The 15,139-nt window shown below is 68.5% G+C and carries 14 protein-coding genes; 12 read left to right on the forward strand and 2 right to left on the reverse strand.

The window, feature by feature from the left end:
• Nucleotides 1–27: 27 nt before the first annotated feature.
• From ypfJ to ACPUER_RS17515, 11 genes are all read left to right on the forward strand, one after another.
• Nucleotides 28–909, forward strand: a complete 882-nt coding sequence (gene ypfJ / locus ACPUER_RS17465) for a KPN_02809 family neutral zinc metallopeptidase (RefSeq protein ID WP_425131677.1) — start codon at nt 28–30, stop codon at nt 907–909.
• A 157-nt stretch (nt 910–1,066) separates the two neighbouring features.
• On the forward strand, nt 1,067–1,807 hold the full coding sequence (locus tag ACPUER_RS17470) for a LuxR C-terminal-related transcriptional regulator (protein ID WP_425131678.1): 741 nt from the start codon (nt 1,067–1,069) through the stop codon (nt 1,805–1,807).
• A 162-nt stretch (nt 1,808–1,969) separates the two neighbouring features.
• Nucleotides 1,970–3,472, forward strand: a complete 1,503-nt coding sequence (locus ACPUER_RS17475; RefSeq protein WP_425131679.1) for an aldehyde dehydrogenase family protein — start codon at nt 1,970–1,972, stop codon at nt 3,470–3,472.
• A 63-nt stretch (nt 3,473–3,535) separates the two neighbouring features.
• The gene (locus ACPUER_RS17480) at nt 3,536–4,876 is read left to right on the forward strand and encodes an aspartate aminotransferase family protein (protein ID WP_425131680.1); all 1,341 of its coding nucleotides are present in this window, start codon (nt 3,536–3,538) and stop codon (nt 4,874–4,876) included.
• A gap of 190 nt (nt 4,877–5,066) precedes the next feature.
• A complete protein-coding gene (locus ACPUER_RS17485) occupies nt 5,067–6,569 on the forward strand; it encodes an APC family permease (protein WP_425131681.1) in 1,503 nt (500 codons plus the stop codon).
• Nucleotides 6,566–7,153, forward strand: a complete 588-nt coding sequence (locus ACPUER_RS17490; protein ID WP_310133000.1) for a DUF3156 family protein — start codon at nt 6,566–6,568, stop codon at nt 7,151–7,153. Before ACPUER_RS17485 ends, ACPUER_RS17490 begins: the two co-directional genes overlap by 4 nt.
• Nucleotides 7,154–7,221: 68 nt before the next feature.
• Entirely contained in the window at nt 7,222–8,160 is a 939-nt protein-coding gene (locus ACPUER_RS17495) for a helix-turn-helix domain-containing protein (RefSeq protein ID WP_425131682.1), read from the forward strand.
• Nucleotides 8,161–8,326: 166 nt separating this feature from the next.
• Nucleotides 8,327–9,535 (forward strand): porin, encoded by a 1,209-nt coding sequence (locus ACPUER_RS17500; protein ID WP_425131683.1) that lies wholly within the window; start codon nt 8,327–8,329, stop codon nt 9,533–9,535.
• 189 nt (nt 9,536–9,724) lie between these two features.
• Entirely contained in the window at nt 9,725–10,963 is a 1,239-nt protein-coding gene (locus ACPUER_RS17505; RefSeq protein WP_425131684.1) for an ABC transporter substrate-binding protein, read from the forward strand.
• A 34-nt stretch (nt 10,964–10,997) separates the two neighbouring features.
• Entirely contained in the window at nt 10,998–11,867 is an 870-nt protein-coding gene (locus ACPUER_RS17510; RefSeq protein WP_425131685.1) for a carbohydrate ABC transporter permease, read from the forward strand.
• Nucleotides 11,864–12,724 carry a carbohydrate ABC transporter permease gene (locus ACPUER_RS17515; protein WP_425131686.1) on the forward strand — a complete coding sequence of 287 codons (861 nt, stop codon included), beginning with the start codon at nt 11,864–11,866 and terminating at the stop codon, nt 12,722–12,724. The genes ACPUER_RS17510 and ACPUER_RS17515 overlap by 4 nt, the downstream gene beginning before the upstream one ends.
• Nucleotides 12,725–12,756: 32 nt before the next feature.
• Here the strand turns inward: ACPUER_RS17515 and ACPUER_RS17520 are convergent, their stop codons facing one another.
• Nucleotides 12,757–13,779: a LacI family DNA-binding transcriptional regulator gene (locus ACPUER_RS17520; RefSeq protein ID WP_425131687.1), complete on the reverse strand. Its 1,023-nt coding sequence runs from the start codon at nt 13,777–13,779 to the stop codon at nt 12,757–12,759.
• A gap of 6 nt (nt 13,780–13,785) precedes the next feature.
• Between ACPUER_RS17520 and ACPUER_RS17525 the strand changes: the two genes are divergently transcribed.
• A complete protein-coding gene (locus ACPUER_RS17525; RefSeq protein ID WP_425131688.1) occupies nt 13,786–14,706 on the forward strand; it encodes a phosphatidylinositol-specific phospholipase C in 921 nt (306 codons plus the stop codon).
• Here ACPUER_RS17525 and ACPUER_RS17530 read toward each other — a convergent pair.
• On the reverse strand, nt 14,703–15,086 hold the full coding sequence (locus tag ACPUER_RS17530) for a hypothetical protein (protein WP_425131689.1): 384 nt from the start codon (nt 15,084–15,086) through the stop codon (nt 14,703–14,705). The genes ACPUER_RS17525 and ACPUER_RS17530 overlap by 4 nt on opposite strands.
• Nucleotides 15,087–15,139: the final 53 nt, after the last annotated feature.

The raw sequence follows: 15,139 nt of genomic DNA on the forward strand, positions 1-15,139 counted from the left end.
CATCGACAAGGAAGGGAGGGGCCGGCAATGAGGCTGGACGACGAAAGAGAAAGCATGAACGTCGAGGACCGCCGCGGCGCCGGCGGTTTCGGCGGCGGGCGCGGCGCGACGATCGGTATCGGCACGATCGTGGTTGCGCTGGCCGCGTCGTATTTCTTCGGGATCGACCCGCGCGTGGTGCTCGAGGGCGCATCGGCGCTGCAGGGCCGCCAGCAGCAGGCGCAGCCCGCGCCGGCGCAGCGCCAGGGCGCGCCGGCGAACGATCCGGGCTCGGTGTTTACGCGCAAGGTGCTCGGCAATATCGAGCGCACGTGGACGGGCGTGTTCAATACGCAGTTGCATGCGCAGTACGAGCCGCCGAAGCTGGTGATGTTCACGAACTCGACGCCGACCGCATGCGGCACGGGCCAGACGGCGATGGGGCCGTTCTACTGTCCGGCCGACCGCAAGGTCTATATCGATCTCGGTTTCTACGACGAACTGCGCAAGCGTTTCGGCGCGGGCGGCGATTTTGCGCAGGCTTACGTGATCGCGCACGAAGTCGGCCATCACGTGCAGAACCTGCTCGGCATTTCCGACAAGGTCGACGCCGCGCGCAGGCGTTCGAGCCAGGCGCGCGCGAACGCGCTGTCGGTGCGGATGGAACTGCAGGCCGATTGCTTCGCCGGCGTGTGGGCGAACAACGCACAGCGTGCGAACCAGCGGCTGATGGAACCCGGAGATTTCGAGCAGGGGCTCAAGGCGGCCGCCGCGATCGGCGACGATCGGCTGCAGCAGCAAGGGCAGGGTTATGTCGTGCCGGAAAGCTTCACGCACGGCAGCAGCGACCAGCGCGTGTACTGGCTGCGGCGCGGGATGGAGGCGGGCGAGGTGAGCGCCTGCGACACGTTCGCCGCGAACGCGCGCTGACCGAAGGCGCGCGCACCGTCGCGCGCCCGCATCGTCCCGGCCACACTGGCCGAATCCACCAGACCGGGACGATTTGCCGATTTGTGCTCACCGGCGCTTTTCGGCGCCGGTAGGCTGGCCCGAACCTCGACGCGTTCGCCCGCCAGCCGATTCCTCCATGCCGACCCCATCCGTTCTCGCCGATCAGGACGCCGCCGACTGGCAACGTGCGCTGCGCGCGTGCGTGGACGCGTTCGACGCGTTCGCGAGCCCGTCCGCGATCGTGTTCTACCGGCTCGACCAGAGCGGCGAACCGGCCGATTTCGAGCTGTTCGGGATGCCGGAATCGATGCATCGCACCTATGTCGCGCGCTACCGGATGCTCGATCCGCTGCATCCGTCGCGCTGCGCGGCGGGCGAGCGCGCGGTCGTCACGCTCGCTTCCCAATTGCCTGACGAAAGACGCGAGGCGTCCGCGTACTGGACCCGTTTCCTGCGGCGGCACGACGTGGCCGACGTCGTCGAGATCTGGCTGCGCGACGCGGGCCGCACGGTCGGCGCGTTCTCATTGCTGCGCTTCGGGACGGATGAAGCAGGCGGAGGCGCAGCCGGGAACAGGACGGCGGGCCGATTTGCGCCGGGCGAGATCGACGCGCTCGCGCGGCTGCAGCCTGTCGCCGAAGTCGCGTTGAGCCCGCTGCTGCGCGCGCGGCGCGGGATTCACCGGATCGGCTGCGAGGAACGGCTGACCTATCGCGAGGAACAGATCGCGCGCCTCGTGCGCGACGGCCGTTCGAACAAGGAGATCGCGCGCGATCTCGCGCTCGGCCAGCCGACCGTCAAGACGCACCTGATGCGCATGTATCGCAAGCTCGGCGTGTCGAACCGCACCGAGCTGGTCGGGGCGCTGTTCCTGTAACGCCTTCCGTTTCCGATTACGCGGTCCGTTGTTTGCAACTGCAAGCGCACCCCACGCGCTGCCAATTTGCGCTCACCGAGCGCGATCCGTCGTCGATACAGTGGTCCGACGCCCGCGTGCCCACGCGCACGCGGTCCAGCCACGACAACCTTCGAGACGCCCATGAGCACCACGAACTTCGTCGCCGTCAGCGACACCGTGCGCACCTTCGTTGCGCGCGATTTCGGCCTCTTCATCGACGGCGAAATGCAGCCCGCGCACGCGGCTGCTCGACTCGACGTGTACGACCCCGCGACGGGCGAGCGGCTCGCAACGGTTGCGGATGCGGACGAGCACGACGTCGATCGCGCGGTCGCCAGCGCGAAGCACGCGTTCGACACGCGCGTGTGGAGCGGGCTGCGTCCGGCCGACCGCGAACGCATCCTGCTGAAGCTCGCCGACCTGATCGAACGCGACGCCGAAACGCTCGCACAGCTCGAAACGCTGAACCAGGGCAAGTCGATCCACGTGTCGCGCGCGATCGAGGTCGGCGCGAGCGTCGAATACGTGCGCTACATGGCTGGCTGGGCGACCAAGATCACCGGCCAGACGCTCGACGTGTCGATCCCGTTCCCGCCCGGCACGCGCTATACGGCCTATACGCGCAAGGAGCCGGTCGGCGTGGTCGCCGCGATCGTGCCGTGGAATTTCCCGCTGATGATCGCGGTGTGGAAGCTGATTCCCGCGCTCGCGGCCGGCTGCACGATCGTGCTGAAGCCGTCGCCGGAAACGCCGCTCACCGCGCTGCGCGTTGCCGAACTCGCGCGCGAAGCCGGCGTGCCGCCCGGCGCGTTCAACGTCGTCACGGGCGGCCGCACGTGCGGCGCCGCGCTCGCGAGCCATCCGTCGATCGCAAAGATCTCGTTCACGGGTTCGACCGCGACCGGCAAGCTGGTCGGCGCGGCGGCCGTGCAGAACATGACGCGCTTCTCGCTCGAACTCGGCGGCAAGAACCCGATCGTGATGCTCGACGACATCGACGTCGCGCAGGCGCTCGACGGCGTCGCCGCCGGCGCGTTCTTCAACCAGGGGCAGGTGTGCGCGGCCGCGTCGCGCATCTATGTGCATCGCAGCAAGTTCGCGCAGCTCGCGGACGGCCTCGCGGGCGTCGCGCAGTCGATGAAGCTCGGCGCGGGCCTCGACACGACCGCGCAGATCAACCCGCTCGTCTCCGCGCACCATCGCGACAAGGTCGTCCAGCACATCGAAGGCGCGCGCCGCGCCGGCCTCACGTTCCTTGCGGGCGGCACGCCTGCCGACGACCTGCCCGGCTATTTCGTGAAGCCCGCCGTGATCGCCGATCCGCATCCGGACAGCGCGATCGTGCGCGACGAAGTGTTCGGCCCGGTGATCGTCGTCGTGCCGTTCGACGACGCGGCCGACGCCGTGCGTCTCGCGAACGCGTCGCCGTACGGCCTCGCCGCGAGCATCTGGAGCAACGACCTGAAGCGCGTGATGAATCTCGTGCCGCAGATCGAGGCCGGCACCGTGTGGGTGAACTGCCATATCCCGCTCGACCCGTCGATGCCGTTCGGCGGCTACAAGCAATCGGGCATCGGCCGCGAGTTCGGCCAGTACGCGATCGAAGGCTTCACCGAAACCAAATCCGTCTGCATCGCGCACTGACGCGCGGCGCGAACCTTGACCCCGAATAACCCAGGTTCAAACGATCCGACAGTGGAGACTGCAATGAGCTACAACGAAGCAAAATTCTGGCATCCGATGGTGCACCCGAACGAAATGAAGCAGCGCAAACCGATCCGCATCGTGCGCGGCGACGGCTGCTACGTGTTCGACGAAGAGGGCCGGCAGCTCGTCGACGGCGTCGCGGGCCTGTGGAACGTCAACGTCGGCCACAACCGCAAGGAAGTGAAGGACGCGATCGTGCGCCAGCTCGACGAGCTCGAATACTTCCAGCTGTTCGACGGGATCTCGCATCCGCGTGCGGAAGAGCTGTCGAAGAAGGTGATCGACATGCTCGAACCGGAAGGGATGCGCCGCGTGCTGTACAGCTCGGGCGGCTCCGACGCGATCGAGACCGCGCTGAAGATCGCGCGCCAGTACTGGAAGGTGCGCGGCCAGGCCGATCGCACGAAGTTCATCTCGCTGAAGCAGGGTTATCACGGCACGCACTTCGGCGGCGCATCGGTGAACGGCAACACGGTGTTCCGCCGCAACTACGAGCCGAACCTGCCCGGCTGCTTCCACGTCGAGACGCCATGGCTGTACCGCAACCCGTTCACGCAGGACCCGGAGGAACTCGGACGGATCTGCGCGGAAATGCTCGAGCGCGAGATCCAGTTCCAGAGCCCCGACACGGTCGCCGCGTTCATCGCGGAGCCGATCCAGGGCGCGGGCGGCGTGATCGTGCCGCCGGCGAACTACTGGCCGCTCGTGCGCGAGGTGTGCGACCGCTACGGCGTGCTGCTGATCGCCGACGAAGTCGTGACGGGCTTCGGCCGCAGCGGCATCATGTTCGGCAGCCGCGGCTGGGGCGTGCGCCCGGACATCATGTGTCTCGCGAAGGGGATCTCGTCGGGCTATGTGCCGCTCGGCGCGACGGTCGTGAACGCGCGGATCGAGGACGCGTTCGCCGCGAATGCGGACTTCGGCGGCGCGATCATGCACGGCTACACGTATGCGGGCCACCCGGTCGCGTGCGCGGCCGCGATCGCGAGCCTCGACATCGTCGTCAAGGAAGACCTGCCGGCGAATGCGGCGAAGCAGGGCGCGTATCTGCTCGAAGCGCTGCAGCCGTTCGCGGAACGCTTCGCGGCGGTCGGCGAGGTGCGCGGCAAGGGGCTGATGCTCGCGCTCGACCTCGTCGCGAACAAGCAGACGCGCGAGCCGATCGACCCGTTGTCCGGCTATGCGAACGCGGTCGCGGAAGTCGCGCGCGAGAACGGCGTGCTGGTGCGACCGGTCGGCACGAAGATCATCCTGTCGCCGCCGCTCGTGATCCAGCGCGAACAGCTCGACCGGATCGTCGACGCGCTCGCGGCGGGCTTCGAGGCCGTGCCGTTCGCATAACGGCATGACGGCATGAGCGCGTGACCGCAAACCGGCGGCGTGCGGCCTGGCCGCCGCCGCCGGTTTGCCGATTTGCGCTATGACCGGTTTATTTTGCCTGCGTATTTTTTCGACATCGGATCGAGGTGTGATCGACAGGAGGCCCGGGTGCCGAAGCGCGGGTTCAGGTCAACAAGGGAAGGAGACAACGATGTCGGAATGGTCACGAGTTACCGGCGCCGCGGGCGATACGTCCGCAGGCACGCCGGCCGAAGCGGGCGGCGGCACCGCACTGAAGGCGGGCGCGGTCGGCTTTCCGACCGCGCTGGCGAGCGCCGTCGGCCTCATCATGGCGAGCCCGGTGATCCTCACCGCGACGTCGGGCTTCGGGATGGGCGGATGGGCGTTCGCGGTCGCGATGATCATCGCGTTCGTGATGATGCAGGCGCAGGCGACCACGTTCTCCGAAGCGGCCGCGATGCTGCCGACGGCCGGCTCGGTTTACGATTACCTGTCGTGCGGGCTGGGCCGCTTCTGGGCGATCACCGGCACGATTTCCGCGTATTTCCTCGTGCACGTGTTCGCCGGCACGGCGGAGACGATCCTGAGCGGCATCATGGCGCTCGTCAATTTCGAATCGCTGAACGCCGCGTTCGAGAAGCACAACAGCGCCTGGCTCGTCGGCGTCGGCCTCGTGATCACGTTCGCGATCACCAACATCGTCGGCATCAAGGTGTTCAGCAAGCTCGAGATCGTGCTGACGGCCGGCATGTGGCTGTCGCTGATGATCTTCGGGATTCTCGGGCTCGCGGCCGCGCCGGCCGTGCATCTCGACGGCTGGTTCGGCGGCTCGGAAGTCGGCACGTCGGTGCCGGCCGTGCTGTCGCTGGTCGGGATGGCGATGTTCATGTTCGTCGGCTGCGAGTTCGTCACGCCGCTCGCGCCGGAAATGAAGGCGCCGGGCCGCACGATCCCGCGCGCGATGACGATCGGCCTCGTCGGCGTCGCGATCTGCATGTTTCTGTACGGCGCGGCGATCCGCCGCCAGGTCGCGAACGTGCCCGTGAGCCCCGACGGCCTCACGCACCTGCTCGACACGCCGGGCGCGATTCCCGCGTTCGCGCTGCAGGTGTTCGGCCCGTTCGGCCGTATCTGGTTCGGCATCGCGTTCCTGTTCGCGGGCGCCGCGACGATCAACACGCTGATGGCCGGGCTGCCGCGGATCCTGTACGGGATGGCGATCGACGGCGCGCTGCCGCGCTGCTTCGCGTACCTGCATCCGCGCTTCAAGACGCCGGTGGTCGGCATCGTCGCGGCGGCCGTCGTGCCGATCTTCCACGCATGGCTGATCAACGGCAATCTCGACAGCATCCTGCATCTCGTGCTCGCCGCGACCTGCGCGTGGGGCACCGCGTACCTGCTCGTCACCGCGTCGGTCGTGATGCTGCGCATCCGCCGCCCGGACCTGCCGCGCCCGTATCGTTCGCCGCTGTTCCCGCTGCCGCAGATCGTGTCGAGCGTCGGCATCGTGCTCGCGATCTGGTACATCACGCCGCCCGGCATGAACGCGCGCGACATCTACGTGCCGTTCGGCGCGATGCTCGGGCTCACCGCGTTGTACGCGCTGTTCTGGACGCTCGTCGTGCAGCGCCGGCATCCGTTCAGGCCGGTGCCGGTCGAGGAAGTGCTGCGCAACGAGCACGTCGCGTCGTGAAGGCCGCGCTCGCCCGGTGGCGTGCGGCGCCCGATGCGCCGCCGCCCGGCCATCGGCCCGGCGCGATCGCCGCGCGCGTGCTCGCCGACCTGCATGCCGTGCGCGATACCGACGATGTGGGCAGCCCGACGGCGCGGCTGCCGAACGGCGTGCGCGTGAGCGTCGAAGAGCGCGTCGAGCGCCAGTTCCTGATGCATACGGTCAGCGTGAAGGTGGCGGTGACTGTACACGGCCCGGTCGCGCAGGGCCGCGCCCGTGTGCGGCAGACCGGCTGGCTGCGCCGCACGGGTATCGATGCGGCGCCAGCGCCGGGATGCGACTTCGGATTCGTCGCCACGGTGGCTGCGCTGGTCGCCGAGCCGTCGCTGGCCGACGCGCTGCGGCCGCTGCACCTGACCGACTGCGCGATCGACGCGCGCGACGGCCGCTGGACGCTCGCGATCGTGCCGTTCGGCGGCAGCGAGGTCGTGAACCGGATGCCGTCGTTTCGCCGCTACGTCCGGCTGACCGGCGAGCAGGCGGCCGCGCTGTCGGCGGCCTGTCTTGCGTTCGAAACGGCACTGCGCAGGTTTTTGCGCGGGTAAGCTGTGGCGTTGCGGCGGGGCGAACGCCTCGGTCGCATCCAGGAATCAGGGTTTTACCGGAGGCGCCGATGTTGTTCCAGTCACGCTCGCACGAAGACGTGCACGACCACGGGCTCGCGATCGCGGGCTGGCATCAGGTCTACCGCCAGATGACGCCGGGCCGCTTCAGGGGCACGGTCACGCAGGTGCTGTACGACGATTTCCACTTCTTCCGCGAAACGACCAACCGGCGCGTCGCGCAAACCGGGCTCGCGCCGGCCGGACGCACGTCGCTCGCGGTGCCGCTGTCCGTGCCGCTCGCGGGCACGTTCCAGGGCCAGCCGGTCGACGGTTATGCGCTGCTCGCGCTGCGCGCCGGCGAGGATTTCGAATTCCATACGCCGGAAGGGATGGGGCTCGTCGGGATCAGCGCGGCGTCCGACATGGTCGACGAGCTGTGCGAGGCCGAATTCGGCGCGGCCGGCGCGCGCAAGCTGCGGCATGTGACGCGGCTGTCCGATGAGCAGGGCGTCGCGCTCGGCGTGCGGCTGTCGTCGCTGATCGACGATGCGCAGCGCGACCCCGGCCACCTCGAATACGCGGCCACCCGCAAGATGTTCCGCGACGCGATGCTCGGCATGTTCCTCGATGCGCTCGAACAGGGCATCGGCGTCGAGCGCCGCGACATCACGCATGCCACCTACAGCGACATCGTGAGCCGCTGCGAGAAGCATCTGCGCGACCGGCCCGAAGAACCCGTCACCGTGCTCGAACTGTGCCGCGCGCTGCGCTGCAGCCGCCGCACGCTGCAAACCAGCTTCCAGCGCGTGGCCGACGTCACGCCGGTCGGTTATCTGCGCACGATCCGGCTGAACGCGGTGCGGCGCATGCTGCGCACGACGCCGGTACGGCAGCTCGGCGTCGGCGAGGCCGCCGCGAGCTGGGGTTTCACGCATCTCGGCTATTTCGCGCGCGAGTATCGCGACCTGTTCGGCGAGCTGCCTTCCCAGACGACGCGTCCCGACTGACGCACGCGCACCGCGACGGCGTCGTCGGACATCGTCGCAGGCAGCGCGATCCACCGTTTGCCGATTTGCGATAGAGGTCCTGAATTTTCGCTGGATAGAGTCCCGTCACCCCTATCGACAACACCATCGGTTTGCACTGCGAATCGACGACACCAGAGGACGGGACATGAAGATCGGACGACGACTGGCCGCGGCCGCGGCTACGCTGGGTTGCATGCACGCGCATGCGCAGGCCTCCGGCAGCGTGACGCTGTACGGCACCGTGGACACCGGTGTCATCTACTCGACGAACCAGCAGTTCACGCGCGCCGATGGCAGCACGGGCGGCGGCCATGCGTGGCAGATGGGCGGCGGCAACCTCGTGCCGTCCCGCTTCGGCTTCCAGGGCGCCGAGCCGCTCGGCGGCGGGCTCGACGCGGTGTTCACGCTCGAACAGCAGCTCCTGTCCGCGAACGGGCAGGCGCTGCAGGGCGGCACCGCATTCAGCCGGCAGGCGTGGGTCGGGCTGCGCCAGGACGGGATCGGCACGCTCGGCCTCGGCCGGCAGTACGACTCGTACACCGACATGCTGGGCGCGTATGTGTCGAGCAACAACTGGGCGACGCCGTATGGCTCGCATCTCGGCGACGTCGACAACCTGAACGCCGCGTTCAATTTCAACAATGCGGTGAAGTTCACCAGCGCCGATTTCAACGGCCTCACGTTCGGCGGCACGTTCAGCTTCGGCGGGCAGGCCGGCGATTTTTCCGCGAAGCGCGGCTATGCGGTGGCCGCGACGTACACGCGCGCGCCGGTGGCGTTCTCGGTCGGTTACCTCGACCTGCACCAACCGCTCGATGCGGCGCTCGGCGGCGCGAGCGGCTATATCGGCGATTTCGCGTGCAGCAACCCGGGCGCGATGTATTGCCTGCTGCAGGATGCCGGCTCGATGCGCGCGTTCGGCGCGGGCGGCTCGGTGACGTTCGGCGCGGCGACGGTCGCACTCACGTACACGCATACGCGCCTCGGCGACAGCCGCTATTTCTCGACTGCCGCACAGCCGCGCACGCAGGCGTTCACGTTCGACATCGGCGAGCTGAACGTCACGTACATGTTCACGCCCGCGCTGCAGGGCGGCGTCGCGTACATCTTCAACGCCGCGCATACCGACGGGCGCGGCACGACGCGTTTCCACCAGCTGAACGTCGGCACGAACTACAGCCTGTCGAAGCGCACGGCACTGTATGCGGTCGCGATCGGCCAGATCGCGAGCGGCACGGGGCTCGGCACCGATACGAACGGCAACGCGGTGAACTACGCGCAGATTCCGGTGCTCGCCAACAGCAACTCGAGCCGGCAACTGGCGGTGATGGCCGGGATCCGCGTGAACTTCTGACGGGGCCCGTGTGGTCAGGCGGGCAGGCGGCCGCCGGGCCCGACGGCTGTCTCTTCCGCCGCGTGCCATAAATTCTTAACGATCGGCGTGAACAATGGCGTTCGCTTCAGGCAGCCGGAAGCGTCGCCCGCGTTGCACACGTGTGCAACGCCCGGCTGTCCCGCCACCACGCCGAACGAGAGAGACCCCATGACCTTGCTGAGCCGCCTGCGCGCGCTGTCCGCCGCCCTTGCGCTGTCCTTCGCCACCACGCACGCCGTTGCCGCGGATCTCGTTATCGCAGGCCGCGACGACATCTACGGCAAGGGGCTGGCCGACGCCGTCGCCGGTTTCAACAAACTGCACCCGGGCACCGAGATCGAGCTGCTCAAGCTGCCGAACGCGAACCTGTACCAGAAGCTCAAGCTGTCGATGCGCGAAGGCACCGGTGCGTACGACCTCGTGATGATGGACGACACGTGGGCGCCCGAATTCATCGGCAACGGCTGGCTGAAGCCGCTGCCCGCGTCGCTCGCGGACGCCGATCTCGTGCCGTCCGCCGTCGCGCTCGGCCGCAACGCGGCCGGCGCGCTGTATGCGTTGCCGATCGTCGGCAACGTCGAGATGTTCGCGTACCGCAAGGACCTGCTCGCGAAATACAAGCTGCAGCCGCCGCGCAACTGGGACGACGTGCTGAAGATCGCGCAGACCGTCGGCGGCGCGGACAAGAGTGTGTCGGGCGTCGTGTTTCGCGGCACGAAGGGCAACCCGGTCGTGACCGGCTTCCTGCCGATCCTGTGGGCCTACGGCGGCGACGTGTTCGACCATGCCGGCAACGTGACGATCGATTCGCGCGAAGCGCAGGCCGCGCTGAAGACGTTCCTCGCGCTGAAGGCGTCCGCGCCGCAGGACGTCGACGTGTACGGCGCGGCGGAAGTGCGCGATGCGCTGCAGCGCGGCACGGCCGCGCAGTCGATCGAGGTGTGGCCTGCATGGGTGCCGGCGCTCGACGATCCGAAGCAATCGCGCGTGGTCGGGCAGATCGCGCTGCAGCCGCCGCCCGGGCAGACCGCCGGCCCGGCGCCGATGCTCGGCATCTGGCAGATGGGCATTCCGAAGGACGCGCCGCACGCGAAGCTCGCGCAGGACTTCCTGGCTTACCTGACCGCCCGCGACACGCAGACGCGCCTCGCCGGAATCGGCATTCCGCCGACCCGCCGCAGCGTGTTCGCCGATCCGGCGCTGGTGCGCCAGTACCGCTGGTATCCCGATCAACTGAAGGCGCTCGAGGCCGGTCGTGCGCGGCCGCGCGTGAAGGACTGGCAGCAGGTCGAGAGCATTCTCGGCGACCAGCTCCAGCTCGCGCTGACCGGGCAGGCCGCGCCCGACGCCGCGCTGCGCCAGGCGCAGCAGAAGATCGCGCAGGCGATGGCCGCGGCCGGCAAGTGATGGCCCGCCTCGATACGTCGCCCGGAACCCGCGCATGAAAGCCTTCGGCCGCAGCCTGCCGTTCGCCGCGCTGCTCGGTCCCGCACTGCTGGTGCTCGCCGCGCTCGCGCTGTATCCGGTCGCGCAGGTGCTGATCGACTCGTTCTGCCGGGTCGACTACGCGGCCGGCCGCCGCGCGTTTGCGGGGCTCGCGAACTATCGCGCGGTGCTAGGCGACGACGCGTTCACGGCCGGCTTCGGCAATACGCTGCGTTTCACGATCGTGGCGTCGCTCGCCGAGGTCGCACTCGGCTTCAGCCTCGCGCTGCTGTTCGTGCGCGCGTTTCCGGGGCGGCGCATCGCGCTGCCGCTCGCGATCCTGCCGATGATACTGTCCACGCTCGTGTGCTCCGCGATCTGGCGCAACTGGCTCAACTTCGACGGATTCCTGAACAAGTTGCTCGCGGCGTTCGGCATCGAAGGCGTGCGCTGGCTGTCGGATCCGCATCTCGCGCTGTGGTCGCTCGCGCTCGTCGACGTATGGCAGTGGACGCCGATGGCGTTCCTGATCGTGCTGGCGGGGCTGCAATCGATTCCCGGTGAACTGTACGAAGCCGCGCGCACCGACGGCGCGAGCGAGTGGCAGTGCCTGCGCGACATCACGCTGCCGCTCGCGGCGCCGCAGATCGGCCTCGCGCTGCTGCTGCGCTCGATCGACACGTTCAAGCTGTTCGACAAGGTCTATGCGCTGACGGGCGGCGGCCCCGGCAACGCGACGCAGACGCTGTCGACCTATATCTACGACACGGGCTTCCGCTTCTTCAACGTCGGGCCGGCGAGTGCCGCGTCGGTGCTGATGCTCGCGGCGTCCGCGCTGCTGGTCTGGGGGTATGTATGGCAGACGGTTCGCAAGCGGCGCGCATGACGGCGCAACCCTCGGGCATCTCACGCACGCGAACGGGCGCCGCATTCGGTCGCGCGGTGCCGTCGGCGCTGCGTGTTGCCGCGCTCGCGCTGTTGCTGTTGCCTTGCCTGTGGATGGCCGGTGCGGCCTTCATGCCGACGCTCGAGCGCCTCGATCATCCGTTGCGGATCTTGCCGGCCGCGCCGACCTTCGAGCATTTCGCGTCGGTGTGGTCCAACGGCATCGGCGCGCCGCTCTTCAATTCGCTGCTGGTCGGATTCGGCACGACGCTGCTCGCGCTGGCGCTCGAGTTTCCGGCTGCGTATGCGCTCGTGCGGCTGCGGTTTCCGGCACGGCTCGACCTGCTGTTTCTGGTGCTCGTGCTGGCGTTGAAGCTGATGCCGCCGATCACGATCGCGGTGCCGCTGTTCGCGCTCGCGAAGCGGCTGCACCTGCTCGATTCGACGCTCGGCCTGATGCTCGCGTATCAAATCTACGCATTGCCGATGGCGATCTGGATGCTGCTCGCGTTCGTGCGCGACGTACCGGTCGAATACGAGGAAGCGGCCTGCATCGATGGCGCGGGGCTGGCCCGACGGCTCGTGCAGATCGTGCTGCCGCTGTGCGCGCCGGGGCTGATTGCGACCGCGATCTTCGTGTTCATTGCCGCATGGAACGAGTTCCTGATCGCGCTGCTGTTCGTGTCGACGCCGAGCCGCTTCACGCTGCCGCTCGCGATCGCCGGTTATGTGACGGAGAACGGCATCGACTGGGGCGACCTGATGAGCGCGGGCTTGATGGCGTCGCTGCCCACGCTGGCCGTGGCCGGTTACGTGCAGCGCTACCTGTTGCGCGGGTTCGCGGGCGGGTTGAAGTGACGCGCGGCAACGCCGCGCCCGATTTCACCGTGTCATGCGCAGCTATGCCGCACCACCTGCGTGACCGGCACGACACGCGTGCGCGACGGGCCGTCGAACGTCTGCATCCGGTCGGCGAGCAGGTCGACCGCCGCATGTGCGAGGCCGCGCGTGTCCTGCCGGAGCGTCGTCAGCCGATAGGCGTCGTATTCGGCGGCCGGGATGTCGTCGAAGCCGACCACGCGCAGGTCGTCCGGCACGTGCAACCCGAATTCGCTGCGCGCGGCGTCGATCACGCCGAGCGCGAGCAGGTCGGACGAACAGAACACGCCGTCGGGCCGCTCGCCGGACGCGAACAGTTGCCGTGCGGCGTCGATCCCGCATGCATGCGTGTCGGACGGCGTGTCGAGCGCGCGCGTGAGCGTCGCGTCGAATGCGTCACCGCGCCCGATCGCATGCTCGAACGCCGCGGCGCGCGACTGCGCGCTGTAGCTCGCGCCGCGCGGCCCGACGAACGCGAGCCGGCGCGCGCCGGCCCGCACGAGCCGCTGCGCCGCATGGACGGCGCCCGCCGCGTTGTCGCTGACGACGATATCCGCGCCCGGCAGGTTCGCGTCGCGGTTGATCATCACGACGGGGATCCGGTGTTCGAGATACTGCTGCGCCACCGACAGCGGCGGCGACGCGGACGTCATAACGAGGCCCGCGATCCGGTAGCTGAGCAGTTGCTCGAGCGATTGCCGGACCTGGCGCGGATCTTCCGCGTTGGTCACGAGCGGCGTGAGTGCGCGCTGCCCGAGCGCGGCCATCAGGTCCGTCAGCAGCCGCGCGCGAAACGGATTCTCGAAGCCGGCCGTCACGACGCCGATCATGCTGCTGCGCTGCGTGATCATGTCGCGCGCGATCAGGTTGACCTGATAGCCGAGCGCACGCGCGGCGACCATCACGCGTTCGCGCGTTTGCGGCGCGATGCTCGCCGTCGGCGAGAACGCGCGCGACACCGCGGAGCGCGATACACCGGCCCGCGCCGCGACATCCGACGCCGTCACCCACGGTTTTCTTTCCTTGTCATTCATTGAGTCATGATCCGTTCGAGCCACGATACGTGCACGCCGCCCGCCGACTGGATGTCGGCGCTCGACGATGCGCGGTTGCTGCATACGCTGACCCTACCGGGCAGCCATGACACCTGTGCGTATACCGTCGACGATCGGCTCGTGCGCACGCAGCGCGCGCCGCTCGATGCGCAGCTCGCGCACGGCGTGCGGCTGCTCGACATCCGCTGCCGGCACGTGCGCGATGCGTTCGACATCCATCACGGCGGCGTCGCGCTCGGCATGACGTTTGACGATGTGCTGGCAACCTGCACACGCTTTCTCGATGCGCATCCGCGCGAATGCATCGTGATGTCGGTGAAGGACGAATGGCCGGCGCATGCGTGCACGCGCGGCTTCGATGCGACGTTCGACGCGCATCGCGCGCGCCACCCGCGGCTGCGCTGGCATGCCGGCGGCACGTTGCCCGCGCTCGGCGACGTGCGCGGTGCGGTCGTGCTGCTGCGGCGCTTTCGCAGCGGCCGGCCGTTCGGCATCGACCTGACCGCGTGGCCCGACAACGCGACGTTCACGATCGATCATCCCGACGGTGCGTTCGTGATCCAGGACGAATACCGCGTGCCGGTGGCTGCGTCGATCGGCTGGAAGTGGCGCGCGATCGACGCGCTGCTCACGCACCTGCCGACACCGGAAAGCGGCCGCTGGGCGATCAACTTCTGCAGCGGGACGGGGATGGGCGCGAATCCGTCGACGGTTGCGCACGGCGACGGCAGGGTGCAGGGCATTCATGCGCGGCTGGCCGAACGATTGCGCGAGCAGCGCGGCTCGTGCGGCGCGATGCTGCTTGATTTCTGCGATGACGACGACTGGGCGCTGGTGCGCACGCTGATCGACTGCAACGACCATGCGCCGGCGCCGGGCGTCTGGCGCAAGGCGTTTCGCTGTTAGCGGAGATTCGCGCTGAAGAACGCGAGTGCTTTGGTATCGAGTGTTTCGTGGAAGGCTGCGCGATCGAATCCCGTCGCATCGTTGCAGATTTCAGGTGCGCGGTGCATCAATTGATCGGGGCATGGCGCGAGAAACGCGAAATGCGCGGCATTCGGCACGACGTGAAATTCCGGCCGTTGCGGCAGCAAGCCGGCCAGCGCGTCGACCGTTTCCGGCTCCACGCCGTCGCCGCCCGATTCGGATGCCCAGAGCTGGATCGGCGCATGCACGTCCTTCAGCGTGTCGGCGGTCGGGAATTCGTCGAGCGGGTCCGCCAGCACGTAGGCCTTGATGTCGGCGGGTCGCTCGACGAACTCTCGCAGGTCGGCCGCGCGGCTCATGTCGAGGGCAGTGTCGCCCGGATGGTTGACGGCCGGGGGGAAGATCCGCGCTC

The organism is Burkholderia sp. DN3021, from assembly GCF_049805555.1.
Lineage (GTDB): Bacteria > Pseudomonadota > Gammaproteobacteria > Burkholderiales > Burkholderiaceae > Burkholderia > Burkholderia pyrrocinia_C.

Bases quoted from the DNA above. Each gene is read 5' to 3' on its own strand.
- ACPUER_RS17530 (WP_425131689.1), bottom strand. From the start codon at position 15,086: ATGAGCCGCGCGGCCGACCTGCGAGAGTTCGTCGAGCGACCCGCCGAC.
- ACPUER_RS17525 (WP_425131688.1), top strand. From the start codon at position 13,786: ATGATCCGTTCGAGCCACGATACGTGCACGCCGCCCGCCGACTGGATG.
- ACPUER_RS17470 (WP_425131678.1), top strand. From the start codon at position 1,067: ATGCCGACCCCATCCGTTCTCGCCGATCAGGACGCCGCCGACTGGCAA.
- ACPUER_RS17485 (WP_425131681.1), top strand. From the start codon at position 5,067: ATGTCGGAATGGTCACGAGTTACCGGCGCCGCGGGCGATACGTCCGCA.
- ACPUER_RS17500 (WP_425131683.1), top strand. From the start codon at position 8,327: ATGAAGATCGGACGACGACTGGCCGCGGCCGCGGCTACGCTGGGTTGC.
- ACPUER_RS17515 (WP_425131686.1), top strand. From the start codon at position 11,864: ATGACGGCGCAACCCTCGGGCATCTCACGCACGCGAACGGGCGCCGCA.
- ACPUER_RS17505 (WP_425131684.1), top strand. From the start codon at position 9,725: ATGACCTTGCTGAGCCGCCTGCGCGCGCTGTCCGCCGCCCTTGCGCTG.
- ACPUER_RS17510 (WP_425131685.1), top strand. From the start codon at position 10,998: ATGAAAGCCTTCGGCCGCAGCCTGCCGTTCGCCGCGCTGCTCGGTCCC.
- ACPUER_RS17495 (WP_425131682.1), top strand. From the start codon at position 7,222: ATGTTGTTCCAGTCACGCTCGCACGAAGACGTGCACGACCACGGGCTC.
- ACPUER_RS17520 (WP_425131687.1), bottom strand. From the start codon at position 13,779: ATGAATGACAAGGAAAGAAAACCGTGGGTGACGGCGTCGGATGTCGCG.
- ypfJ (WP_425131677.1), top strand. From the start codon at position 28: ATGAGGCTGGACGACGAAAGAGAAAGCATGAACGTCGAGGACCGCCGC.
- ACPUER_RS17480 (WP_425131680.1), top strand. From the start codon at position 3,536: ATGAGCTACAACGAAGCAAAATTCTGGCATCCGATGGTGCACCCGAAC.
- ACPUER_RS17475 (WP_425131679.1), top strand. From the start codon at position 1,970: ATGAGCACCACGAACTTCGTCGCCGTCAGCGACACCGTGCGCACCTTC.